Source organism: Peribacillus huizhouensis (assembly GCF_014138605.1).
GTDB lineage: Bacteria > Bacillota > Bacilli > Bacillales > DSM-1321 > Peribacillus > Peribacillus huizhouensis.
The window spans coordinates 132,554-154,586 of the sequence record NZ_JACJHX010000009.1; the positions used below are offsets into that span (position 1 = coordinate 132,554).

The following is a 22,033-nucleotide window of genomic DNA, read 5'->3' on the forward strand; positions in this document are numbered from 1 at the left end:
CTATTTATAACTATTGCTCCAACCAATTATAAAAAGGCACATCTTTAATTGGAGTTTGTGTAACCTGCTTCTTTTCTCGCTTTTGATGCATTCTGAATTGCTGACCACGATCCTTTGCCTGATCAATTGTCTTAATGCCATTCTTCTTCCATTCAAATAAAATACGATCAACATAGCGAAAATTTAATTTACCAGAGATAACAGCTTCACGCAACGCCGCTTTTATGATTGAAGGTGAATGATCATCGTCCATCCATAGTGCTAGTGTTTCACACTCATACGGCGACAACGGCCGGCCAAATTCCTGTTCAAATACTGTATAGAGGCTTTCTCCCTCATTTAATGCCTGCTCCGCTTTCTCTTGTTTCTGAGCCTGTAAGAAGCAATCAATTAATCTCTCATACAATGGATCTAGTGAATACCTTTCATCTCCAATTGCTTGTCCTTGATCTTCTTCTAATTTAATATACCCTCTTTGAATTAATCGCTGTATTAAAAACAAACACTCTGTTTCCTGTAGAGTCATTCGCTCTGCTAGCTGGGATGGCGCGGGAAAATCATTTCCCGTTTCAATAAAATGTTGAAGTTGAAGCAGTAGCATAACATCTTGCTCATTTAAGCCTATCTTTTTATAATGAGTAAATAAAAATGAAGGAATCGTCATCGATCCTTCTTTAAACCATGCATATAAGTTATTTTTCATATCTTTGACACCTCATTATAAGTATAACATGAAACAAGGTTCGACATTAACTATAAAACATTTTGGAAAATACTTACCAAAAATAAAAATAAATATATTTTAAAAGCTTTTTCTATATAGCCTTATAAAGCGAAACTTTAATCAGTGGTTTTTTTCTGACTTCTCTCAAATGGTTAGTTCCGTACTAGCGTCGCTAGGCCTACTACCCGTTAATGCACGATAAAAAAGGGACTGTCCCCGTAATCACAACATAAAGTTTAGAAGTGTACACAACACTTTGCTACCGTTGTAGAAGACGAGGTCAGTCCCTTATTATGATATTCTCATGTAATTATGGGTATAGTCTATTTAATAAACGTGGGAATGGAATCGTTTCACGTACATGCTCTACTCCACTGATCCACGCTACAGTACGCTCAAGCCCAAGTCCGAAACCAGAGTGAGGAACCGAACCGTATTTCCGTAATTCGAGATACCAATTATACGTATCTTTGCTTAATTTATGTTCTTCAATTCGTTTTTCAAGCAATTCGAAATCATGGATACGTTCTGATCCACCAATAATTTCACCATATCCTTCTGGCGCGATTAAATCGGCACATAATACAACTTCTTCACGCTCTGGGTCTGGCTGCATATAAAATGGTTTTAATGAAGTTGGGTAATGCGTAATGAAAACAGGTTTTTCATAACTTTCGGCAATTGCTGTTTCATGTGGCGCACCAAAATCATCTCCCCACTGTATATCTGAAAAACCTTGTTTATGAAGGAATTTAAGTGCTTCATCATACGTAATCCTTGGAAATGGTGCTTTAATTTTTTCAAGCTTCTCGACATCTCGTCCTAGCGTGTTCAATTCCAACTTACAGTTTTGCAATACAGATTGAACGATATAAGAAACATAATCTTCTTGTACTTTTAAACTGTCTTCAAAATCGTAAAACGCCATTTCTGGTTCAATCATCCAAAACTCAATCAAGTGACGACGAGTTTTTGACTTCTCAGCACGAAATGTTGGACCGAAAGAGAATACTTTTCCAAGCGCCATTGCGCAAGCTTCCATATATAACTGTCCACTTTGTGATAGAAATGCATCTTCATCAAAGTATTTAGTCGAAAATAATTCCGTTGTGCCTTCCGGAGCACTTCCAGTCAAAATTGGTGGATCTATCTTAACAAAACCTTGATTATTAAAAAATTCATATGTAGCACGAATGATTTCGTTACGGATTTTCATAACAGCATGCTGTCTTTTCGAACGTAACCATAAATGGCGGTGATCCATCAAGAAGTCTGTTCCGTGTGATTTAGGTGTAATTGGGTAGTCCACTGATTCATGAATGATTTCAACATTCTTCACTTGCAGCTCATAGCCAAATGGAGAACGCTCATCTGTTTGTACAATACCTGTAACATATAAGGAAGACTCTTGTGTAATCGATTTCGCACGGGCAAAAATCTCTTCCCCAACATCTTCTTTCACAACAACACCTTGTATATACCCTGATCCATCGCGTAATTGTAAAAATGCAATCTTTCCGCTTGAACGTTTATTAGCTAACCAACCGCCAATCGTCACTTCTTGATCTACATATTCACTTACTTGTGATATCGTAATTTTCACGATACATTTCCCTCCAAATCATAAAGCGCAAGCACCTACCCACCCCATTAAGCCCGAAAGCAATTATCTCTCTAGATAACATGAACCACAATACTTTAGAGGAGGTAGACTACTAGCGCTAAACAATAAAACTTATAAAAAATATTATACGTGCATAACATTTTCATTATACATGTACTTCATTGTAGTGGCAAACACGATACAAATAAATGTATTTTATCTGGTTACTCAACAGTGTAAGTTAGCAAGTCAGACCATTTTTGATAAAACGAATGAATGAATGCGTTCAACAGCTTTTTCCAATTGATCTAATGATGTTGCATAAGATAAGCGAATAAAATCATCAGCTCCGAATCCCGATCCTGGGATAACTGCTACTAGTGCTTCCTCAAGCAGGGCACCAGCAAATGCATCTACATTATCAAAACCAGTAAGGTCTGCCGCTTTCTTTGCATTAGGGAACAGGTAAAATGCCCCTTGAGGTTTCAAACAAGTGATTCCAGGAATAGCTGTAAGTTTATCGTAAATGATATTCAACCGCTCCTCAAATGCGACTCGCATCTCTTCTACTTTGTCCTGCGGTCCTGATAAAGCAGCGATTGCACCATATTGAGCTGTTGTTGTTGGATTTGAAGTACTGTGACTTGCTAAATTCGTCATCGCTTTTACAATCTCAGCATTTCCAGCTGCATAGCCAATTCTCCAACCGGTCATTGAATAAGATTTTGATACACCGTTGACGACAATTGTTTGTTGTTTCAATTCTTCTGATATAGATGCGATTGAAACATGCTTCGCTCCATCATAAATAAGTTTTTCATATATTTCATCTGAAACAATTAATATATCATGATCTAAACAAACTTGCCCAAGCTCGCGCAACTCTTCTTCTGTATATAACATACCTGTTGGGTTGCTAGGTGAATTGATAAGAAATGCTTTCGTTTTATCTGTAATCGCTTCTTTAAGCTGCTCTTTTGTAATTTTGAACGACTGTTCTTCTGTACCATTCACATATACTGGAGTTCCGCCAGCTAATTTAACTTGTTCAGGGTAGCTGACCCAATATGGAATAGGGATAATCACTTCATCCCCTTCATCCAAAATCGCTTGAAATAATGTGTAAAGCACATGTTTCGCACCTGAGCCAACAATAATTTCATTTGGTTGATATAAGAGACCATTATCTTTTGAAAGCTTGTTAATAATTTCCTCTTTCAACTTTGGCAAACCGGCTGAAGGGGTATATTTTGTATGACCTTCATTCATAGATTTAAAAGCTGCATCGATAATATGCTGCGGAGTATTAAAGTCTGGTTCGCCTGCTCCAAGACCAATAACATCTTGTCCTTGAGCTTTAAGCTCTTTTGCCTTAGCAGTAATTGCTAATGTAGATGATGGTGTTAATGCTTGTACGCGATTTGCTAACTTTGTCATAATAAACCCTCCATTATCTGTCTAAATACCTCGATAGTAATCAATCATTTCGCCTGACTTAAACTCATAATATTCATAATTATAATGTTTTGTAGCATCCAGAGAAGTTACTTCCCAGAGTGGAACATTGTTTTCCATCCCGAGTTTTACTGAAATAATTTCATGAGATTTCAGATGTTCCTTGGCAATCTGAATGATTTCTTTCTTTGTCTTACCATTTTTATATTGAGCTGTTACAATATCTAAATCTTTGTTCTCAGGAATCCAAACAACTAGTTTCTCACCAGCCACATTTTTTCCGACAACAACAGAATAAGATTCAAGTCCATGGTAAAGATAAAATTCATCAAGTGTAACTAGGTCTCTTTCCTGCTTCGCCTTGGCAAAAGCGATATCAGATGCATCTTGTCTTGGCGACATCGCTTTAATATAAGCCCCCGCTACAAGAACAATGAAGCAAAGTACGAAAACCGAAGTAATAATCAGCCACTTTTTCAAATACAGTCACTCTTTCTATGTACGATAAATCGTGAATATCGCTTTTTCCTGATCTTCTGAATCTAGCGCAAGCCCAAACATAAGATTTCTTTCCTTTAGATTACGGTTTAAAGAATCAACTATTTTATACAAATCAGGGGAATGCGCAAGTTTTACAGTTGAAATCACTTCTATTTTGCTTTCCATTTCCAAGCACCCCCTTAACAATAATTTTTATATAAAAACCTTGGGATAACAAGGTTTTATATGTTTGACTTCTTTTCACATTATACCAGTTTGTTGAACATTTCCATATCAATTTTTTGCTATTCTTCGAATTAATTCATTTACAGGAATAAACTAAGAGATAAGCCCTATAACCAAAATTTTTTGAGTCTATTCACCCGTTGATACCAGATTATTCCACAAACTGGCGAGACGATTTAACACGGTGTTTATCTTATTTAAACTTAACTTAATCAGTTAACTTAAATCCATTCTTCAATCGCTTTGACAAGTTCATTTTTTGATACTTGCAGCCAATCAACTGGAGGTATCGCTTGCCTGAAAGCTTCGCCATATATAGTCGTCATAATTCTTCGATCAAGTACAACGAGCACACCTCTATCTGTGCTTGTTCGAATTAATCGGCCAAATCCTTGCCTAAATCTCAAAATTGCCTCAGGAAGTGAATAGGCTGAAAATGGATTCTTGCCTTGATTTCTGATGATGTTGCATCTTGCTTCCGTTATCGGATCATCAGGGGGCGAAAAAGGCAGTCTAACAATAACAAGACAGGACAGATCTTCTCCTGGCACATCAACCCCTTCCCAGAAACTAGTCGTTCCAAATAGGATGGCTTTATCGAAGCTTTGAAAGTTTTTTAGAAGCCTTGTTTTACTGCCACTTGTTATCCCTTGACCAAACAATGTAAACTCTTGTAACGCTTGAAGCTCTTTTATTACATGATAGGTAGCTCTTAACATCTCATGAGAGGTAAATAATATCATCATCCTCCCTTTGGCAGCTTCTGCAGTATGAATAATATGTTGTGCTGCGTGAAAGACAAATTCTTCTTTTGATACGCTCTGAATATCTGGAATATCCTTTGGTACAAGTACTCGCACTTGTTCACGATAGCTGAATGGTGAAGGGTAGCTAAACGTTTTCACTGGTATATCCTGCATCCCGATCTGATTCATAAAAAAGTGAAATGACTTTTTTACAGAAAGTGTTGCCGATGTCATAACGATGCTTTTTTGTCTCGAAAAGAATGTATACCATAACAATTTGCTTCCTGTAATGGGCTGAGAAGCTAATGAGATTCCTTGTTGTGGATTTGCTTTTGTATAGTCCATCCAATAGATAAAATCGGTATTTTGAGTGATAAAGAAATCAGTAAGAGTCTTCTTAAGTTCATTAATTTGATAACAAATCAGTTCAAAATCATTCAAATAAAATTGGGCATTTTTACTTAAAGTTTCAATGCTTGTTAGTAACGAAATTCTTTCTGTTAGTCCTGACAAAATCGTTTGTAGCTGATCAACCAATCTTTCTGCAACCATAGAGATTTTTTTCCATTTTTCATCTTTTAAACAAATCGATATTCGCTTTGGACTACCAGACCTTTCATGCTGATTTGCAATTGCCCCTAATTGAAAAAATAATTGGTCAAATTCATAGAAAAAATCAAGCAAAGTTCGATCTATATTCGATTGTCTAGTTGTTGCTTCTAAAGAATATTGGAGGAGCATCTTTTCCAACCGAAATAGTAATTGTTTTTGATCCGAATGGCCTAAACGATTTAAAAGAGTTTTTACTGAAACATAATCAAGTCTTCGTCCAAGATGCTTGCTTGCAGCCCGTTCAAGGTGATGCGCTTCATCAAGTATTAAAAAACCGTCATTTGGAATTAAAGGATCAGAAGATACTAAATCAGCCATTAAAAACGCGTGGTTGGTAATAATGATGTCTGCTTTAAGTGCAACAGCTTTGGCTCTTTCATAAAAATCGACTACTTGCCAAGGCTTTTGTAACCCCTTTTTAGTAAATGAATTACTTTGTAGCCTTTCCCAGAATAACTCACCTCCGCTTGTTAAGTTCAATTCATCCTTATCACCAGTATCCGTTTCTGTTAACCAAACTAATATTTGCATTTTCGTAAGTGCAGTTTCATAATTGTCTTCTTTTTCCCTGATTGCTCGCTCAAATTTTGCAAGACTAAGGTAGTTGCTTCGTCCTTTTAATAGAACAACTGAAAGTGGAAAATGAAGCATCTTCTTTAATTTTGGCACTTCTGACTGAAGTAGCTGCTCTTGAAGTTGAAGTGTATACGTTGATATGACCACTGGTTTTCCTTGCTTCACAGAAAAATAGGCTGCCGGTAGTAAATAAGCCAAGCTCTTACCAATACCTGTACCAGCTTCAATAATCGTATGGTTTTCATTTTCAAACGAATCATATACCTTATCCATCATCTCAAGCTGGCCTTCTCTGCTTTCAAAATGGGGCAATGATTCACGAATAAGTTCCAATTTCTCTTGTCTATCGCTTGGATAAGCCATTTTCCACGTAGCTTGAGCATGTTTTGTGCTCATTTTCTTAAAAGCTAAGCCTTGAAATGCTTCAATCGTTGCATCATACTCACTTGGTCGAGAAAGTTTTTTTGCTATACATTCTTGAATAAGCTCCGAAATTTCACTTTTTAAAGAGTATGAAAGTCGGTATAGATGTTTCATGGTAAGAAGTGGTAGCTTATAAAGTTTCTTTTTTAGTTCAAGAAAAAGTTGGGCCGTGACAAATGCATCACTATCAGCACGATGTGGCATAGAGTGATCAAGCTTCTCTGCTTTGGCAAGCTGATTTAATTTATAACCATCTGAGGTTGGTTTCATGATTTTAGCAAGTTCGACAGTATCAATCGTAGAGCCGTAGAAAGCTTCCATTCCACATCGTTCTAATTCTTCTTTTAAAAAATTTAAATCAAATAATACATTATGCGCTACAAAGACCGCATCCTTTAATAAAGCAGAAATATGTTCAGCCACTTCTTCAAATATAGGAGCATCTTTTACCATATCATTATCAATACCTGTAAGCTCTTCGATAAATATCGAGATTTCCTGTTCAGGATGAATAAAAGTAGAATATTCAGCAATGATTTGATCTTCTTCTATCACAACTGCTGCAAATTGAATAATACGCTCCCCTTTTTTAGGGGAATTTCCTGTTGTTTCTAAATCGACTACTACATAGCGTTGCGCCATTATTTAAAACACCTCTAAATCCCGTTCACACAAGTATGTTCGTTTGTTGTTCTTCCTTGTTTATACCACATTTAAACCAATAAGGAAAATGAACGTAGTTCTAAGTTATTTAAAGAAAAAGCCACTCATTTAGAGAAATAGTCGTTCCTAAAGTGGAACTTCATTTTCACTGATGAGTAGCTTTATAGGATTAAGTGAGATTTTTAGGTTGCAGAAATCTTGTTTTTTTAATAAACTGTTGCCTCTGGTTCATGAGAAATCATTTCAATGATTTCGTTATTTTCATTCATAAGAGCAACTTTGGGCTTATGACTGTATACAGATTCTTCTGCAATCATGATATACGAAATAATAATGACAATATCTCCAGGCTGTACGAGTCTTGCTGCAGCTCCGTTTAAACAAACAACACCGCTTCCTCTTTCACCTGCAATTGTATACGTTTCAAGTCTTGCGCCATTATTATTATTAACAATAGCTACTTTCTCATTTGGAAGGATTCCAACTGCATCCAGAATATCTTCATCTATTGTTACACTACCTACATAGTTTAAGTTTGCTTCTGTTACAGTGGCTCTATGAATCTTCCCATTCATCATTGTTCGAAACATACAAGCTCCTCCTTGTTAGTTCGTTTATTTAGGCTGTTTTCACATACTTTGTTGCTTTTCAATCATTTTTACACTAATAACCCGGGTTGATTTCCGTTGCAGGTACTCGCTTTCCGCGGGCGGTCTCGGAAGCCTCCTCAGTGCTTTGCACTTGCGGGGTCTCCCTCAACACGCTTTTCCCGCAGGAGTCTCGCACCTTCCACTACAATCAACATCTGTTCGAATTGGTTTCTTGCTAAAAACAACAATCTTTACGAAAAGAGCCTTTATTTATGAACCAAAAATGTTACATTGTCAATTAATCTGGCTGTTGAGAACTGAACAGCCAATGCAATAATGACGCTTCCTGACACTTTTTCGATTGGTTTTAAATCAGGATAAGAATATACTTCAATATAGTCGATCGTGCCAGTTGTATAGTTCTTAATATGATTAGAAATGAGCGAGACTAATTTTTCTGGATTGTCTACGCCGTGTTGCGCTGCCTCTCGTGCAAGGTTTAAACTTTTATACAATTCATGGGCGCAGGCACGCTCTTCTTCAAGTAAATAAACATTCCTCGAGCTTTTTGCCAAACCGTCTTCTTCACGAACCGTTTCGACCGGTACAATATCAATATCAAAATTAAAGTCCGTAATTAACCCATCCACCACAGCTACTTGCTGAGCATCTTTCAAGCCAAAATATACTTTATCTGGGTTAATAATATTGAAAAACTTCGTTAGGACTGTAGCTACTCCGTCAAAATGACCAGGTCTTTTCCTACCACAAAGAACATCCGTTCGTTGTTGAACAGTTACTTTAACGGATACTTCATCCGGGTACATTTCTTCAATGGATGGATAAAATAAATAGTCTACTAACGCCGATTGTGCGACTTTTTCATCATGTTCGATATCCCGTGGATAACTGTCAAAGTCTTCATTTAGTCCGAATTGAAGCGGGTTTACAAAAATCGTCAATACAACAATGTCATTTTCTTGGCGTGCTTTTTCCAATAAACTTACGTGACCTTCATGTAAAAACCCCATTGTCGGGACATATCCTATCGTTTTTCCATTCTTCTTTTCTACTGCTATTTGTTGCTGTATCTCTTTTGCAATTGTAAGGATTTTCATGCTTTACCCCCGTATAACGCTGCTACTTCTTCTTCTTTCATCGTAAAGCTATGCTCTAATGTTGGGAATTGCTTTTCTTTTACTTCACTCACGTATTGTGATAGCGCTCCGCTTATTAATTCATTAGCATTTGCATATGTTTTTACAAATTTAGCGACGCGATCGACTCCATAAGTCACTACATCATGATAGACAAGTACTTGGCCGTCTACAGCTTTCCCTGCGCCAATACCGATTGTTGGAATGCTAAGGTTTTCAGTAATCACTTCTGCTACTTGGTATGGCACACATTCAAGTACAACAGCTATCGCACCTGCAGCTTCACATTGCTTTGCCTCATCTAATAGCTGCTCAGCATCATTTGCGCTTTTCCCTTGAACCTTATACCCTCCAAGCACACCTACTGACTGCGGTGTTAATCCTAAGTGAGCAATAACGGGAACTCCAGCTTTTGTTAAGGCAGCAATCTTATCAGCTACTTGACCAGCTCCTTCAAGTTTTAAAGCATCAGCTCGACCTTCTTGAATCATGCGTGCAGCGGTTTTAAGTGTTTCGTCCAATGAAAGATGATAGCTCATGAATGGCATGTCAGTAACAACGAACGTATTAGGTGCTCCGCGTTTCACTGCTTTTGTATGGTGAATCATATCATCAACTGTTACTCGGATTGTCGATTCATAACCTAGAACAACCATGCCAAGGGAGTCCCCGACAAGTATCATGTCCACATTAGCAAGTTCTGCTAGCTTAGCGCTTGGATAATCATACGCAGTAAGCATAACAATTTTCTCATCATTTTTTTTCATTTTCAAAAACTGTCCGGAAAGTTTCATTCAAATATCCTCCTTATGTTAGAGGAGATGAAAAATCTTTCTTGATAGGCATATAACAAAAAAAGAGACGAGCTTTAAAGGAAATAGGACCCATTGTCCCAGCCAAGTTTTCAAATAGCCTTTTTCCCTATATAAAAGTTCGTCTCTTTAAATTCATCAGAAAATTCATCCCTCCGTCCCCGTCCATTACTGGATCAAGGCAGAAATTTTAGTTTATTAATTGGGTCGTGCAGGTGCAGTTCGAATGATACTGCCCATTAGGATTATATCAACTTTGTTAAATATATTCTATAGTAACGTGCTTCTCCCTATTTATACGGAATCGTAACATCTGCTGAATAAATATGGTGAACTTTCCCCAATTTGTCTTCTAAAAGTAAAACACCACTATCCGTAATACCGAGCGCTTTACCGATAATCGTTTCATTTACAGTTGTCGCTTTTAGTTCTTTCCCAAGTGACACTGCGTAGCTTTCCCATAGAAGTTTTACCGGATTAAATCCATGTTGCAAATATGTATGATACAGTTTTTCCATATTAAGAAGGATTTGTTGAATTAAAGCTGATCGCGAGATATTTTTTCCTGATTCAATGAACAATGAAGTCGCAGTATTCTGTAGTTCCTCAGGAAAATCACTTAGCTTCTGATTAACATTTATTCCCATACCAACAATTACAGAATGAATTCGATCCGATTCCGCCTGAAGTTCTGTTAATATTCCTGTTACCTTTTTTCCTTTAATCAATAAATCATTCGGCCACTTGATCTCTGGGGTAAGATCGGTAACATCCTCGATTGCTTGAGCCACAGCAACTGCCGCAAGTAGGGTCAATTGTGGAGCTTCATGGAAGGGGATATTTGGCCTTAGAATTAAACTCATCCAGATTCCTGTGAATTTCGGCGAATGCCAATTGCGGGATAACCGTCCTTTACCCAATGTTTGTTCTTCAGCAATTACGATCGTTCCTTCGGCTGCATCCTCATTAGCAAGACGATTAGCGATTTTTTGGGTAGAATCTACGCTCTCTTCATAGTGAATGTTTTGACCAAACGCAGTTGTTTGTAAGCCGATTTGAATTTCGTTGCTCGTTACATTTCCAGGTGCTGAAATAATTCGATAACCTTTATTCCGAATCGCTTCAACTACATAGCCTTCATTTCTTAATTCTTCAATATGCTTCCAAACGGCTGTCCGGGAACAGCCGACATAATCCGCAATTTCTTGACCAGAAACAAAGCTGCCAAATGCATTTGAGAAAGCATCAATTATTTTTTTCCTCACATCAGATTGCACGTGCTTAGCCACTCCTTTATTGCTGCTTTATCGTTCTTCACTTTTCCCATCAATACCGCTTGCAAAGTACTGTCCATCGCTTCCTTTACCCATGGTCCAGGTTTTCGGTCAGATGCAAATGCGAGCAAATCATGCCCTGTCAAAGCAAGCTCAGACATCGATTTAATTTTCAAGTCTTTATAAGCTTCATTCACAGTACGTATCGCATCTTGTACATCGGTATTTTCCAAGACTGCTCTTACAGAAGCCGCCGATATGGCCGTCTTTTCGCCTTCTTTAAAAAGGAGGAGCTTATCTTGCAGAAAATAGGGCTCCTGTTTTACCAATCTGACTACAGATAGAATAAAACGAATATTTTTCATTGGCATCTTCCAGTTTCTTAAAAAAGACTCAATGTTTTCTATATCTAATAGAACTAGGAGAATTCCCCATAATTCCTCTTTCGCATTAAGCTGCTCGATATCATATGCCTTAACTTGCGCTAATTGGCTTTTATATGTTTTAAAGCCTGGAAGATAGTAATACAAAGCAGAATCAATGACCAACTCCATACTTTTCTTTCGATTCATTCCTAATAATAGCTTTTCAAATTCACCAAGAATTCGTTCCACTGATATATGTTCCATTAACCGAACATGTCGCTTTAATGAAGCATATGTATCAGGATTTAATTCAAAGCGAAGCTGACTTACAAATCGAAGTGCTCTCATCATTCTAAGTCCATCTTCGGTAAAACGTTCATCAGGATTCCCGACCGTCACGATTTCTTTTTTTTGAATCGCTTCTTTGCCATAAAAGGGGTCGATTAACTTTCCGTTACGGTCCATCGCAATCGCATTCATTGTAAAATCTCGCCGTTGTAAATCCTCTCGTAATGAACGAACAAAGTTTACCTCATCAGGTCGACGGAAATCAGAATACCCACTTTCTGTTCTAAAAGTTGTCACTTCGTAATTTCCTGAATCATGCAAGACAAGAATCGTCCCATGTGCAATTCCTACATCTACCGTTTTGGGGAAAATCGCTTTTACTTCTTCGGGAGTAGCCGATGTTGCAATATCTACATCATTAATCATTCTTCCTGTTAGGGAATCACGGACAGATCCCCCTACAAAATAAGCTTCATATCCTGCATCTTCAATCGCAGTGATAATTGGCAGCGCCTCTGTGAATAATTGATCCAAGTTGATTGTCACCCCCTACCGATTTAACAGTTTAGTGTATATCGCTTCATATTGTTTAGTGATCGTATTGGAGTGGAATTTCGTTTCTACTGCCTTTATTCCAGCTTTACTAAATTGATTGTGAAGCTTGTCATCTTGTAATAGTAAAACCGCCTTTTTCGCAACCGCTTCAATATCACCAACCTGACAGATAAAGCCTGTCTCTCCATCTATGATTACTTCAGGAATGCCCCCTACATTCGTTCCAATGGCAGGAACCCCGCAAGCCATTCCTTCCAGTAGAACAAGACCAAAGCTCTCTTTTTCTGAAAGTAATAAGTTGAGATCGCTAATCGAATACAACTCGTTAAGATTATCCTGCTTACCGAGCAAAAGTACATCTTTTTCTAGTCCTAAACAATTAATCAATTTGATGATTTCTGACATTTCAGGACCGTCCCCTACAAGCATGAGCTTAGAAGGAATCTGTTTTCTAATTTGAGCAAATGCATGGATCACATCTTTTACCCGTTTTACTGCCCTAAAATTCGACACATGTATTATTACTTTTTCGTCATCTTTTATTTCATATTCATGACGTAGATTAGAAGAATCTGTTTTATGGTACACTCGTTCATCAATAAAGTTGTAAACCGTGCTTATTTCTTTATCTGGAGCTAATAATTCCTTCGTTTGTTGTGATAATGAGTCTGATACGGCCGTTACTACATCTGATTTTTCGATTCCGAATTTAATAAGCTCAGCTAAGGATGAATCATTCCCTAGGACTGTTATGTCTGTTCCATGCAATGTTGTAACAATTTTTACATCATGACACGCCATTTGTTTAGCAAGTATCGCACAGACGGCATGAGGTATTGCATAATGGACGTGTAAAACATCTAACTTTTCTCGAGTGATGACTTCTGCCATCTTACTTGCCAAAGCTAAATCATATGGTGGATATTGAAAAACAGAATATGAATTCACTTCAACTTGATGATAATAAATATTGTGATACATTCTATTTAACCGGAAAGGAAGACTCGATGAAATAAAATGAATTTCATGCCCTTTCTCAGCTAGCAGTTTCCCAAGTTCAGTAGCTACGACTCCAGACCCACCGACCGTTGGGTAACATGTAATACCAATTTTCAACTTCATGTTATCCTCCTATAAGGTCTGCCGAAAGTAATAATGGTTTTTTCGAGAGAAACCCTTCCGCATACGTAACACCTACTTCTTTTCCAAAGAGACGCTCTCTTGCCTCGACCGTTTCGATGTAACCATTTACAAGTGGTGTTTCAAAAGCTGTATCCGTTTGTTGAAATTGACTTGCATATGCCCGTAAACTTTCAAGCTTTGTATCCATCGTTGCAGTTACATCAACGACAAAATCCGGCTTATGAAAGCCATTAATCATATAAAAATAAAGAGAAGCAATCTTATGGGCAGACTGACCTTTTTCTTCCATATATTTTCTGATACCTGCTGAAAAAGCGGCTTCTTCTACTAGTCGTGCGCAATTGCCATGGTCAGGATGACGATCTTCTAAATAGGGCGCAAATACCAAACTAGGTCGGTATTTACGAATCATACTCGTAATTTCTTGTATGTATTCTTCTTTCATCTGTAAGCCTCGATCTGGTAAGTCTAGCGAAATTCGCTTAACTCCGAGGATTTTCGCTGCTTTCTTCGCTTCTTGCTGACGTAACTCTACTGTCCCATTTGAAGACAATTCCGCTTTTGTTAAATCGCAAATGACAATCTTTTTTCCAAGCATTGCGAATTTAGCTAGCGTACCTCCCATGCCAATTTCAACATCATCAGCATGGGCGCCAAAAGCTAATATATCTATATTGTTTTCCATTTTACTCACCTTTTGTTTCGTCTAGTTTTCTCCAGTCTAAATAGCCGTCTTTTAGCCCTCTAATAATTACTTCTGCAGTTCCCATATTCGTTGCCAGTGGCACTTGATATACATCACAAAGTCTAATTAAGGCATTCACATCAGGTTCATGAGGCTGAGAAGTAAGCGGATCACGAAAGAAGATTATCATATCCATTTCATTACGTGATACGAGTGCGCCGATTTCTTGATCTCCCCCAAGCGGTCCCGAATTAAAGCAATGAACAGGAAGTGATACTTCCTGGTTAATTCTGCTACCAGTTGTTCCAGTAGCGTATAACTCATGTTGCTCAAAAATGTCTCTATATGCTGTTGTAAAGCGTATCATATCTTCCTTCTTGTTATCATGGGCAATTAATGCAATTCTCATCGGTATTCTCCCCTTCAATTATTCGATAATATTCTCTAATCCATATACAAGAACATCTAACTTCATAACAGATTCAACAGCAAGCTTTACACCCGACATGAAAGACACTCGGTCGAATGAATCATGGCGAATAGTCAACATTTGACCTTTTTCACCGAACATCACTTGTTGATGAGCAACCAATCCTGGCAAACGGACGCTATGGATACGCATGCCATCTATGTTTGCACCCCGAGCTCCATTCAACGTTTCCTTCTCTTCAGGATGACCTTGGATTTTTGGTTCACGAACACTTTTAATCATCTCTGCTGTTTTTACCCCTGTACCTGATGGAGCATCGAGTTTGCGGTCGTGATGCATTTCAATAATTTCCACATCTGAGAAGTATTTCGCAGCCATTTGGGAAAACTTCATCATTAATACTGCACCTACAGCAAAGTTCGGAGCAATAATACAGCCTAGACCTTTTTCTGCTGTTAGTTCTTCCAATTTCGCTAAATCTTCTGTGCTAAAACCAGTCGTTCCAACTACTGGACGAATTCCATGGTTTAAAGCGGCAACTGTATGTAACATACCTACCTCAGGAGTAGTTAGATCAATTAATACATCTGCTTTGATTGTGGAAAAACAATGCTCAATATCTGAGAATATCGGTACATCTATCCCTTGGAAACCATCAAGATTTCCTAAATTATCCCCATCATGTTTTCGGTCGATTACTGCTACCAATTCAAAGCCCGCTGTTTCTAAAACGAGCTTGACTGCTTCACTTCCCATTCTTCCACGAGGTCCTGCCACAATGATTCGAGTTGTTTCCATAACTATTATTCTCCTCTTTCCTCTTCGTCAATTTTCGTCCATCTGTCTTTATCTCGCGTTTTAAATTTATGCATGACAAGATCATGAGCTTTTGCTAAATCAATGTTCAATGAATTAGCAAAACAAATGATGACAAATAGGAGATCTCCTATTTCTTCTTCTACAGTATTTTCCTTTTCAGTCGTTTTCTTAGGCTTTTCACCATAGTAATGATTGACCTCTCGAGAAAGCTCACCAAGTTCCTCTGTCAATCTGGCTAACATGGCTAAAGGGCTAAAATAGCCTTCCTTAAATTGACTTATGTATTGATCTACTTCGTTTTGAAGATCTAGCATTGTTTTTTTCTGTTCCATTTTCTCACCTATTTCTAACTAATCTCATCAATCTCAGTTCAGAGTGGCAGTAGTATCTTGCATAAACAATCGTCAAATTTGACATGTTCAAAATCTTCTGTGCTTACTAATGCCTAAAGAAAATATTTTTCTTTTACGCTGAAATTTTTTGGAGTTTTAACAACTTTATCAGTATTCTCTATCCATGTTAGCCAAAAGTCACTTATATGACAAGATTTTCGATAATTTTCCAATGTTTGTAACTAACATAAGAATTCGATATAATAAAGAGCACTCTTAAACAAACTAATCTAGTTTAAGAGGATTCAAAGCATATTCTGAGTAAGATTCACTTTAACCCTCATTTACGGGCAGTCCCCCTACCTTAGGCTTAGAGGAACCGAAGAATCGTAGATGGGGTATAACTGCCTATTCTAGTTGCGGCTCCTAGCCCTGTTCAAGGTCATAAGCTGTAATACTCTGTGGCAAACTACGCCATGCCGTATCCCGTCTATGCTCATTGATTATCACAGGATGTGATGGCGTCTACCTTGCCCACAGGAAGTGAGCGATCTTAGTAGACGATCCTTAAAGCAGTCGCCTCACTTTTTGACGTATAAGCCCGATTGGTGAGATACAGTAAAACTTATCTTACGCAGAGGTATAGTTTGCGCCCACAGGATGTGGGTCACACAGACGAAATACTAAAAGGACCTGGCGTACTTAGTCTGTGATTAATTGAATCGGGTTCACTTTATTATAATTGATATTGGAGGGCAAACGCTTGATATACGGTTTGAGATTTAAAAATATTTTGTTCATACTATTAGGCGCGGCTATTTTTGGTTTTGGTCTCGTACACTTTAATATGCAAAATAACTTAGCTGAAGGCGGTTTCACAGGACTTACATTGATTATATATCAATTAGCCAATATTAACCCAGCCTATACAAACCTAATTTTAAATGTACCATTATTTTTCATTGGCTGGAAATTTCTCGGTCGAACCACGTTTCTGTATACAATTATTGGCACAGTTGGCGTATCCTTCTGGCTTTGGTTTTTTGAAAGAAATGAAATTAAACTAACTCTCGGAAATGATTTAATGCTTGTTGCTTTATTTGCCGGTGTTTTTATCGGTGTAGGTCTTGGCATCATCTTTCGTTATGGAGGAACAACTGGAGGTGTTGATATAATCGCAAGGCTTGCCAATCGCTATTGGGGGCAAAATATGGGCAGAACGATGTTTCTATTTGATGCAGTTGTTATCCTGCTATCCATTTTAACCTATCTTGAATATCGTGAAGCGATGTACACTCTCGTTGCAGTCTTTATTGCTGCTCGTGTCATAGACTTTATGCAGGAAGGCGCATATTCTGCTCGAGGCGCGATGATCATAAGTAGCAATAATGAAGCAATTGCCGAAAAAATTATGTTGGAAATGGAGCGGGGGATTACCGTCCTAAAGGGGTATGGTTCATTTACAAAAGAAGATCGAGAAGTACTGTATTGTGTCGTTGGAAAAACGGAAATTGTTCGTTTAAAGAACATTATTACTTCTGTAGATCCACATGCATTCGTATCAGTCAGCGAAGTTCACGATGTACTTGGCGAAGGATTTACATTAGATGAGAATAAAAATCCAATCCATCGGTAATTCAAATTATTCATTTTAATGCAATGATTGGGTATTAATAATACAACCATACATAATTGCATTTTATAAATTAAGAAAGGTGCTGTCCCTTTGCAAAAGGGTCAGACCCCGCAATTACTCTATACTTGTGTATAGTGTGCGAGGTCTGACCCTTTTGTGATATCCACTTTCTATTCATCATTTCTAGCCATTCCTGTATATATTAGAACTAGTCGCAGTAATTCAAGTACAGCTACGAGGGCGGCTGCAACATATGTTAATGCAGCTGCATTTAAGACTTTCTTCGTTTCTCGTTCCTCATCATTACGGATAACTCCAAGAGAAACAACTTGATCCATCGCACGAGATGATGCATTATATTCTACAGGGAGTGTTACAATCTGGAATACAACAGCCGCTGCCATGAAAAGAATTCCTAGTAAGACGAAGTTGCTCAAACCTGCTAACATTCCGATAATGATTAAAATCCATGAAAAATTCGAACCAATATTGGCAACTGGTACTAATGTGTGACGTAAACGAAGCGGTGAATAATTCTGCTGATCCTGAATGGCATGACCAACCTCATGAGCTGCAATGGCAACTCCTGCCACAGAATGACCGTGATAATTATCAGAGGATAGTCGAACTGTTTTAGAACGTGGATCATAGTGATCACTAAGAACCCCTCGAGTTTCTTCTACCGTAACGTTATACAAACCATTTGAATCCAATATCCTTCTAGCAGCTTCTGCTCCCGACATTCTAGATGAAGCAGATACTTTAGAATATTTTTTGTATGCACTTTTTACTTTCATTTGAGCAAATAACGGGACTAAGATGATAATCGCAAAGTAAAGTAAAAACATTGTTTCCTCCTAAAAGATTGATTATTTCAATTGTAAAAGTAGCAATCATCTCTGTCAAACATTGTGATCTTTCCGTGGTTTTTCTGCCTTCTCATTTCCTTTGTATTTTCTCCAGCCTACATAAGATAATGTCAAGATAATAATGCTTCCTGTTGATATAATTACCCACCATAATGATGGATCTGCTTCATCCTCATTGGGTTCATCAAATAAAGACTTTAAATCTTGTTCCATTGCAACCCATTCTTGTTCGTTAGTCTTCATAGTTAACATTGCTGGACGATATTGATCCATATAAGTTACACGAGCATCAAGCTGTTGCAGTTTCTCAGAAGGCACCGAAACTTTTAAACTCGGATAGATGATATTGTAATGTAATAACAAATCATTCAACTTTTGATTAAATCGTTCTGAATCACCAATTTTGACCGCTTCTTTGGCTTCATAAAAAGCATCCATGATTGGATCTTCTAAAGCCATCCATAAAGGCTGATTATTCGAACTGACAGCATCCAGCACTAAGCGAAATTTTGTTACTGCATTTATTTTTTCAGAATCTGTTTTTTCTATTGTTTGAACTACCTCTAATGCATCATTATAAGCGACGGTAACGACTCTTAATTCAGCCATATTAAAGATTTCTTTTTCTTTAGATGAAAGTAGATAAAGTTCTGAAAATTTTTGAAGAACTTTATCTGTTTCTTGATATCGTTTCATTTCCACAAGTCTGAGTGCCTCGTCGGAGATGGAATCCAACTGCCTCATACTTTCAGAAGGCTCAGCACGAACTTGATAAAAAGAAACGGTGATTATTAGCAGTAGTGCAAGCACCAGGATTTTTTTCACCATACTCCTTGTCCCTCCTTATTTCTCTACTAATCAATATGAGAAGGAAAGTTGGAGTAGACCAATGTTTCATAAAAATTTCAAAGGGATAACGTAAATCTTTTTTCTCTATATCCAAAATAGTAGGCAATACTTATAGATATCAAACTGAGCCAGAAAGTAAAATAGCCTATTTCATGCATATATACAAGCAAGTCTCGATAAACCGGCATCATATTAAAAACATAATCAATAATATCATTATGTAAAGTCCAAATTGCTGCGATAATGAACTGCCATGGCTTGATTCGATAAAATGGAGAATACAAAATCCCTTGAATCGCCATTCCTAAATGAGACGCTATTAGCATATAACCTTGCCAAGCAAGTTCTCCTGTCGTAAATAATGTCAGTATATTCATTACCACTGCCCACATTCCATATTTAAAAAGCGTCATAATCGCAAGTGCTTCTACAAGTCCCCAGTTTTTTTTCAGTAAAAATGCGAGTAAAACGAAGACAAAAAACAAAGAAGCAGTTGGACTATCCGGAACGAAAGGAAGAAAAATGACTGGAGTAACCGCAAGTTGACTTCCATACCATAAATAACCATATATGGTTCCGAATATATTAATGATTAGTAAAAGTAAGATAAACTTTCTATTTGCCAAATACGGATAGAACATGTTCATATTTGTACCTCTTTCTTAATAAAGTAAAACTTCAATCAGTGAAGTGCTCCTCGCCCTCACTTATTGTTATTCCCATTCAAGTATCGCCAATACTTTCACTCCGCATAGATAAAGCGATATTACGAGGATAAGTTTCAATGAAACAAAGACTAAATACGCGTATCCTTTAGTCTTCCGTCATTGTGACCCACATCCGGTGAACGCAACCTTAAAAAACCACAATGGTATGTTTCACAGTATCTCACAAATCTGGTTTTACAGGTAATTTATACTTACCTTTCTTCAAGTGGGGGTCTTGACCTTCCGTATATGGGGGATAATATTATAAGATTAAAAATGAAATAGAAAAAAGAGGATGTCCCTGATAAGGGTCTGGCCGAGCTACCACCATACAGTTTACTGTGCTACTTACACTTATACTAAACTGTATGTAATGGTTGCTGGACCTACCCTTAACTTATGGGATATCCTCTTTCTTCATACATTATTTAGCTGATAATTTCACAAGAAATTCAGCAAGAGCATCAAGTTCTTCATCAGAACCTTTAAAAATACCAGCAGGCATTCCACCAGTACCATTTTTGGCAATATCTTTAATTTCATCAGCAGTATGTCCTGTATCGATAAGAGCCGGACCTGCTCCACCTGTTAATTCAGCACCATGGCATGAAAGACAAGTGTTTGCCTCAAGGGCTTTGTATCCAGCATCCTCTTTATCAATTGCCACGCCTTCAACAATCTTCCCTTGTTGAGCTTGCTTATCCCAGTCATGATAATAAACAGATTGCCAAGTCAAGAAGACAACTCCCGCGATTGCTAGTAGCATGAAGCCAGTTGCAAATGGACGTTTCATGGGACGACGCTCTGGACCACGATCAAGGAACGGTGCAAGCAATAGTCCTCCAAATGCAAGTGTTGGAATAATGATTGATCCAACAATATTATACGGACCTGACGCATACGTATACTTCAGTAACTGGTAAAGAAATAAGAAATACCAGTCAGGAAGCGGAATATATGCAGTATCTGTTGGGTCGGCAATTCTTTCAAGCGGCGATGGATGTGCTGCTGTCAAGCAAAGGAACCCAACAAGGAATACTGCTCCAACTAGCCATTCTTTTAATAAGAAATTCGGCCAAAACGCTTCAGTTTTACCTGGATATTCCGAATAATCTTTCGGAATAAACGGTTTACTATTCGCTGAGATTCGAGAATCACCTACGAATTTCATACCTTTTCCACGATGCATTGAACAATCCCCCTCCTTTATGAAAAGGTTATTATTTAGGTTACTGGATAAAATGTTTCTATGTCCTTCTACTTCTTTGAATCAGAAGCTTGTCCAGTTAAAGCAACTAGATATAGTACTTCCAGATTTCTTACAACGGACCTGAAATTCCTTGTTTTCTGATCATTATAAAGTGAGCTGCGATTAACCCCAAAAGTGCAGCTGGTAAGAAGAAAACATGAATTGCAAAGAAACGAGTTAATGTCTGTGCACCAATAATCGTCGGATCTCCAGCAATTAACGTTTTAATAGCCGGACCAATCAATGGAACAGAGTCGGCGATTGTTAATGTAACTTTTGTAGCAAAAACCGCTTTCATATCCCAAGGTAATAAATAACCAGTCAAGCCCAAAGCTAACATGACAAAGAAAATTAGTACTCCTACAACCCAGTTAAGCTCACGCGGTTTTTTATAAGCTCCCTGAAAGAAGACCCGTAGAGTATGTAAAAACATCATTACGATAACTAGACTTGCTCCCCAGTGATGCATTCCTCGTACAATTTGTCCAAATGCCACTTCATTTTGTAAGTAGTAAACAGACTCCCATGCATTTACAATATCAGGTACATAGTACATGGTTAAGAACATACCTGAAAGAATTTGGATAACAGTAATGAAGAAAGTTAATCCCCCAAAACAATATACAAAAGCTGAAAAATGGTGTGCAGGGTTTACGTGTTCAGGAACCTCATGGTCGGCAATATCCCGCCAAATGGGCGCAATGTCTAAACGTTCGTCAACCCAATCATAAATCTTGTTAAACAA

Annotated in this window: 22 protein-coding genes; 1 reads left to right on the plus strand and 21 read right to left on the minus strand. The window is 37.8% G+C overall.

The features are described from left to right. Window positions 1-10: 10 nt before the first annotated feature. From HNP81_RS14785 to HNP81_RS14860, 16 genes are all read right to left on the minus strand, one after another. Window positions 11-703 carry a DnaD domain-containing protein gene (locus tag HNP81_RS14785; protein ID WP_028391521.1) on the minus strand — a complete coding sequence of 231 codons (693 nt, stop codon included), beginning with the start codon at window positions 701-703 and terminating at the stop codon, window positions 11-13. A 331-nt stretch (window positions 704-1,034) separates the two neighbouring features. Beyond that, window positions 1,035-2,327 (minus strand): asparagine--tRNA ligase, encoded by a 1,293-nt coding sequence (gene asnS / locus HNP81_RS14790; protein WP_182503141.1) that lies wholly within the window; start codon window positions 2,325-2,327, stop codon window positions 1,035-1,037. Window positions 2,328-2,576: 249 nt separating this feature from the next. Then, window positions 2,577-3,764, minus strand: a complete 1,188-nt coding sequence (locus HNP81_RS14795; protein WP_182503142.1) for a pyridoxal phosphate-dependent aminotransferase — start codon at window positions 3,762-3,764, stop codon at window positions 2,577-2,579. Between the two features lie 21 nt (window positions 3,765-3,785). Continuing rightward, window positions 3,786-4,262, minus strand: a complete 477-nt coding sequence (locus tag HNP81_RS14800; RefSeq protein ID WP_028391524.1) for a cell wall elongation regulator TseB-like domain-containing protein — start codon at window positions 4,260-4,262, stop codon at window positions 3,786-3,788. 15 nt (window positions 4,263-4,277) lie between these two features. Then, on the minus strand, window positions 4,278-4,448 hold the full coding sequence (locus HNP81_RS14805; protein ID WP_084552317.1) for a YpmA family protein: 171 nt from the start codon (window positions 4,446-4,448) through the stop codon (window positions 4,278-4,280). Between the two features lie 281 nt (window positions 4,449-4,729). After that, the gene (locus tag HNP81_RS14810) at window positions 4,730-7,507 is read right to left on the minus strand and encodes an ATP-dependent DNA helicase DinG, 3'-5' exoribonuclease type (RefSeq protein ID WP_028391525.1); all 2,778 of its coding nucleotides are present in this window, start codon (window positions 7,505-7,507) and stop codon (window positions 4,730-4,732) included. Between the two features lie 227 nt (window positions 7,508-7,734). After that, window positions 7,735-8,118, minus strand: a complete 384-nt coding sequence (gene panD, locus HNP81_RS14815) for an aspartate 1-decarboxylase (RefSeq protein ID WP_028391526.1) — start codon at window positions 8,116-8,118, stop codon at window positions 7,735-7,737. A gap of 266 nt (window positions 8,119-8,384) precedes the next feature. After that, complete coding sequence (gene panC, locus HNP81_RS14820; protein ID WP_182503143.1) at window positions 8,385-9,236, minus strand: pantoate--beta-alanine ligase; 852 nt, start codon at window positions 9,234-9,236, stop codon at window positions 8,385-8,387. Beyond that, the gene (gene panB, locus HNP81_RS14825; RefSeq protein WP_028391528.1) at window positions 9,233-10,069 is read right to left on the minus strand and encodes a 3-methyl-2-oxobutanoate hydroxymethyltransferase; all 837 of its coding nucleotides are present in this window, start codon (window positions 10,067-10,069) and stop codon (window positions 9,233-9,235) included. Before panB ends, panC begins: the two co-directional genes overlap by 4 nt. A gap of 308 nt (window positions 10,070-10,377) precedes the next feature. Then, complete coding sequence (locus HNP81_RS14830; RefSeq protein ID WP_312859689.1) at window positions 10,378-11,364, minus strand: biotin--[acetyl-CoA-carboxylase] ligase; 987 nt, start codon at window positions 11,362-11,364, stop codon at window positions 10,378-10,380. Next, on the minus strand, window positions 11,349-12,548 hold the full coding sequence (locus tag HNP81_RS14835) for a CCA tRNA nucleotidyltransferase (protein WP_182503145.1): 1,200 nt from the start codon (window positions 12,546-12,548) through the stop codon (window positions 11,349-11,351). The genes HNP81_RS14830 and HNP81_RS14835 overlap by 16 nt, the downstream gene beginning before the upstream one ends. A gap of 15 nt (window positions 12,549-12,563) precedes the next feature. Then, window positions 12,564-13,691: an N-acetyl-alpha-D-glucosaminyl L-malate synthase BshA gene (bshA, locus tag HNP81_RS14840; RefSeq protein WP_182503146.1), complete on the minus strand. Its 1,128-nt coding sequence runs from the start codon at window positions 13,689-13,691 to the stop codon at window positions 12,564-12,566. 1 nt (window position 13,692) lies between these two features. Next, window positions 13,693-14,397, minus strand: a complete 705-nt coding sequence (gene bshB1 / locus HNP81_RS14845; RefSeq protein WP_182503147.1) for a bacillithiol biosynthesis deacetylase BshB1 — start codon at window positions 14,395-14,397, stop codon at window positions 13,693-13,695. A 1-nt stretch (window position 14,398) separates the two neighbouring features. Next, window positions 14,399-14,806: a methylglyoxal synthase gene (gene mgsA, locus HNP81_RS14850; protein WP_028391533.1), complete on the minus strand. Its 408-nt coding sequence runs from the start codon at window positions 14,804-14,806 to the stop codon at window positions 14,399-14,401. Window positions 14,807-14,824: 18 nt separating this feature from the next. Then, window positions 14,825-15,625, minus strand: a complete 801-nt coding sequence (dapB, locus tag HNP81_RS14855; protein ID WP_028391534.1) for a 4-hydroxy-tetrahydrodipicolinate reductase — start codon at window positions 15,623-15,625, stop codon at window positions 14,825-14,827. Between the two features lie 5 nt (window positions 15,626-15,630). Further along, window positions 15,631-15,978 (minus strand): nucleotide pyrophosphohydrolase, encoded by a 348-nt coding sequence (locus HNP81_RS14860; protein ID WP_028391535.1) that lies wholly within the window; start codon window positions 15,976-15,978, stop codon window positions 15,631-15,633. A gap of 763 nt (window positions 15,979-16,741) precedes the next feature. Between HNP81_RS14860 and HNP81_RS14865 the strand changes: the two genes are divergently transcribed. Beyond that, complete coding sequence (locus tag HNP81_RS14865; RefSeq protein WP_028391536.1) at window positions 16,742-17,614, plus strand: YitT family protein; 873 nt, start codon at window positions 16,742-16,744, stop codon at window positions 17,612-17,614. A 170-nt stretch (window positions 17,615-17,784) separates the two neighbouring features. Here HNP81_RS14865 and HNP81_RS14870 read toward each other — a convergent pair whose 3' ends face one another. The 5 genes from HNP81_RS14870 to qcrB form a co-directional block, all read right to left on the minus strand. Beyond that, on the minus strand, window positions 17,785-18,462 hold the full coding sequence (locus tag HNP81_RS14870; RefSeq protein WP_182503148.1) for a zinc metallopeptidase: 678 nt from the start codon (window positions 18,460-18,462) through the stop codon (window positions 17,785-17,787). 54 nt (window positions 18,463-18,516) lie between these two features. Beyond that, a complete protein-coding gene (gene ypjB / locus HNP81_RS14875; protein WP_182503149.1) occupies window positions 18,517-19,311 on the minus strand; it encodes a sporulation protein YpjB in 795 nt (264 codons plus the stop codon). Between the two features lie 77 nt (window positions 19,312-19,388). Next, the gene (lhaT, locus tag HNP81_RS14880) at window positions 19,389-19,979 is read right to left on the minus strand and encodes a lipoprotein heptaprenylglyceryl N-acetyltransferase LhaT (protein ID WP_182503150.1); all 591 of its coding nucleotides are present in this window, start codon (window positions 19,977-19,979) and stop codon (window positions 19,389-19,391) included. Between the two features lie 484 nt (window positions 19,980-20,463). After that, window positions 20,464-21,228 (minus strand): menaquinol-cytochrome c reductase cytochrome b/c subunit, encoded by a 765-nt coding sequence (locus tag HNP81_RS14885; RefSeq protein WP_028391540.1) that lies wholly within the window; start codon window positions 21,226-21,228, stop codon window positions 20,464-20,466. 130 nt (window positions 21,229-21,358) lie between these two features. Further along, complete coding sequence (gene qcrB / locus HNP81_RS14890; RefSeq protein WP_028391541.1) at window positions 21,359-22,033, minus strand: menaquinol-cytochrome c reductase cytochrome b subunit; 675 nt, start codon at window positions 22,031-22,033, stop codon at window positions 21,359-21,361.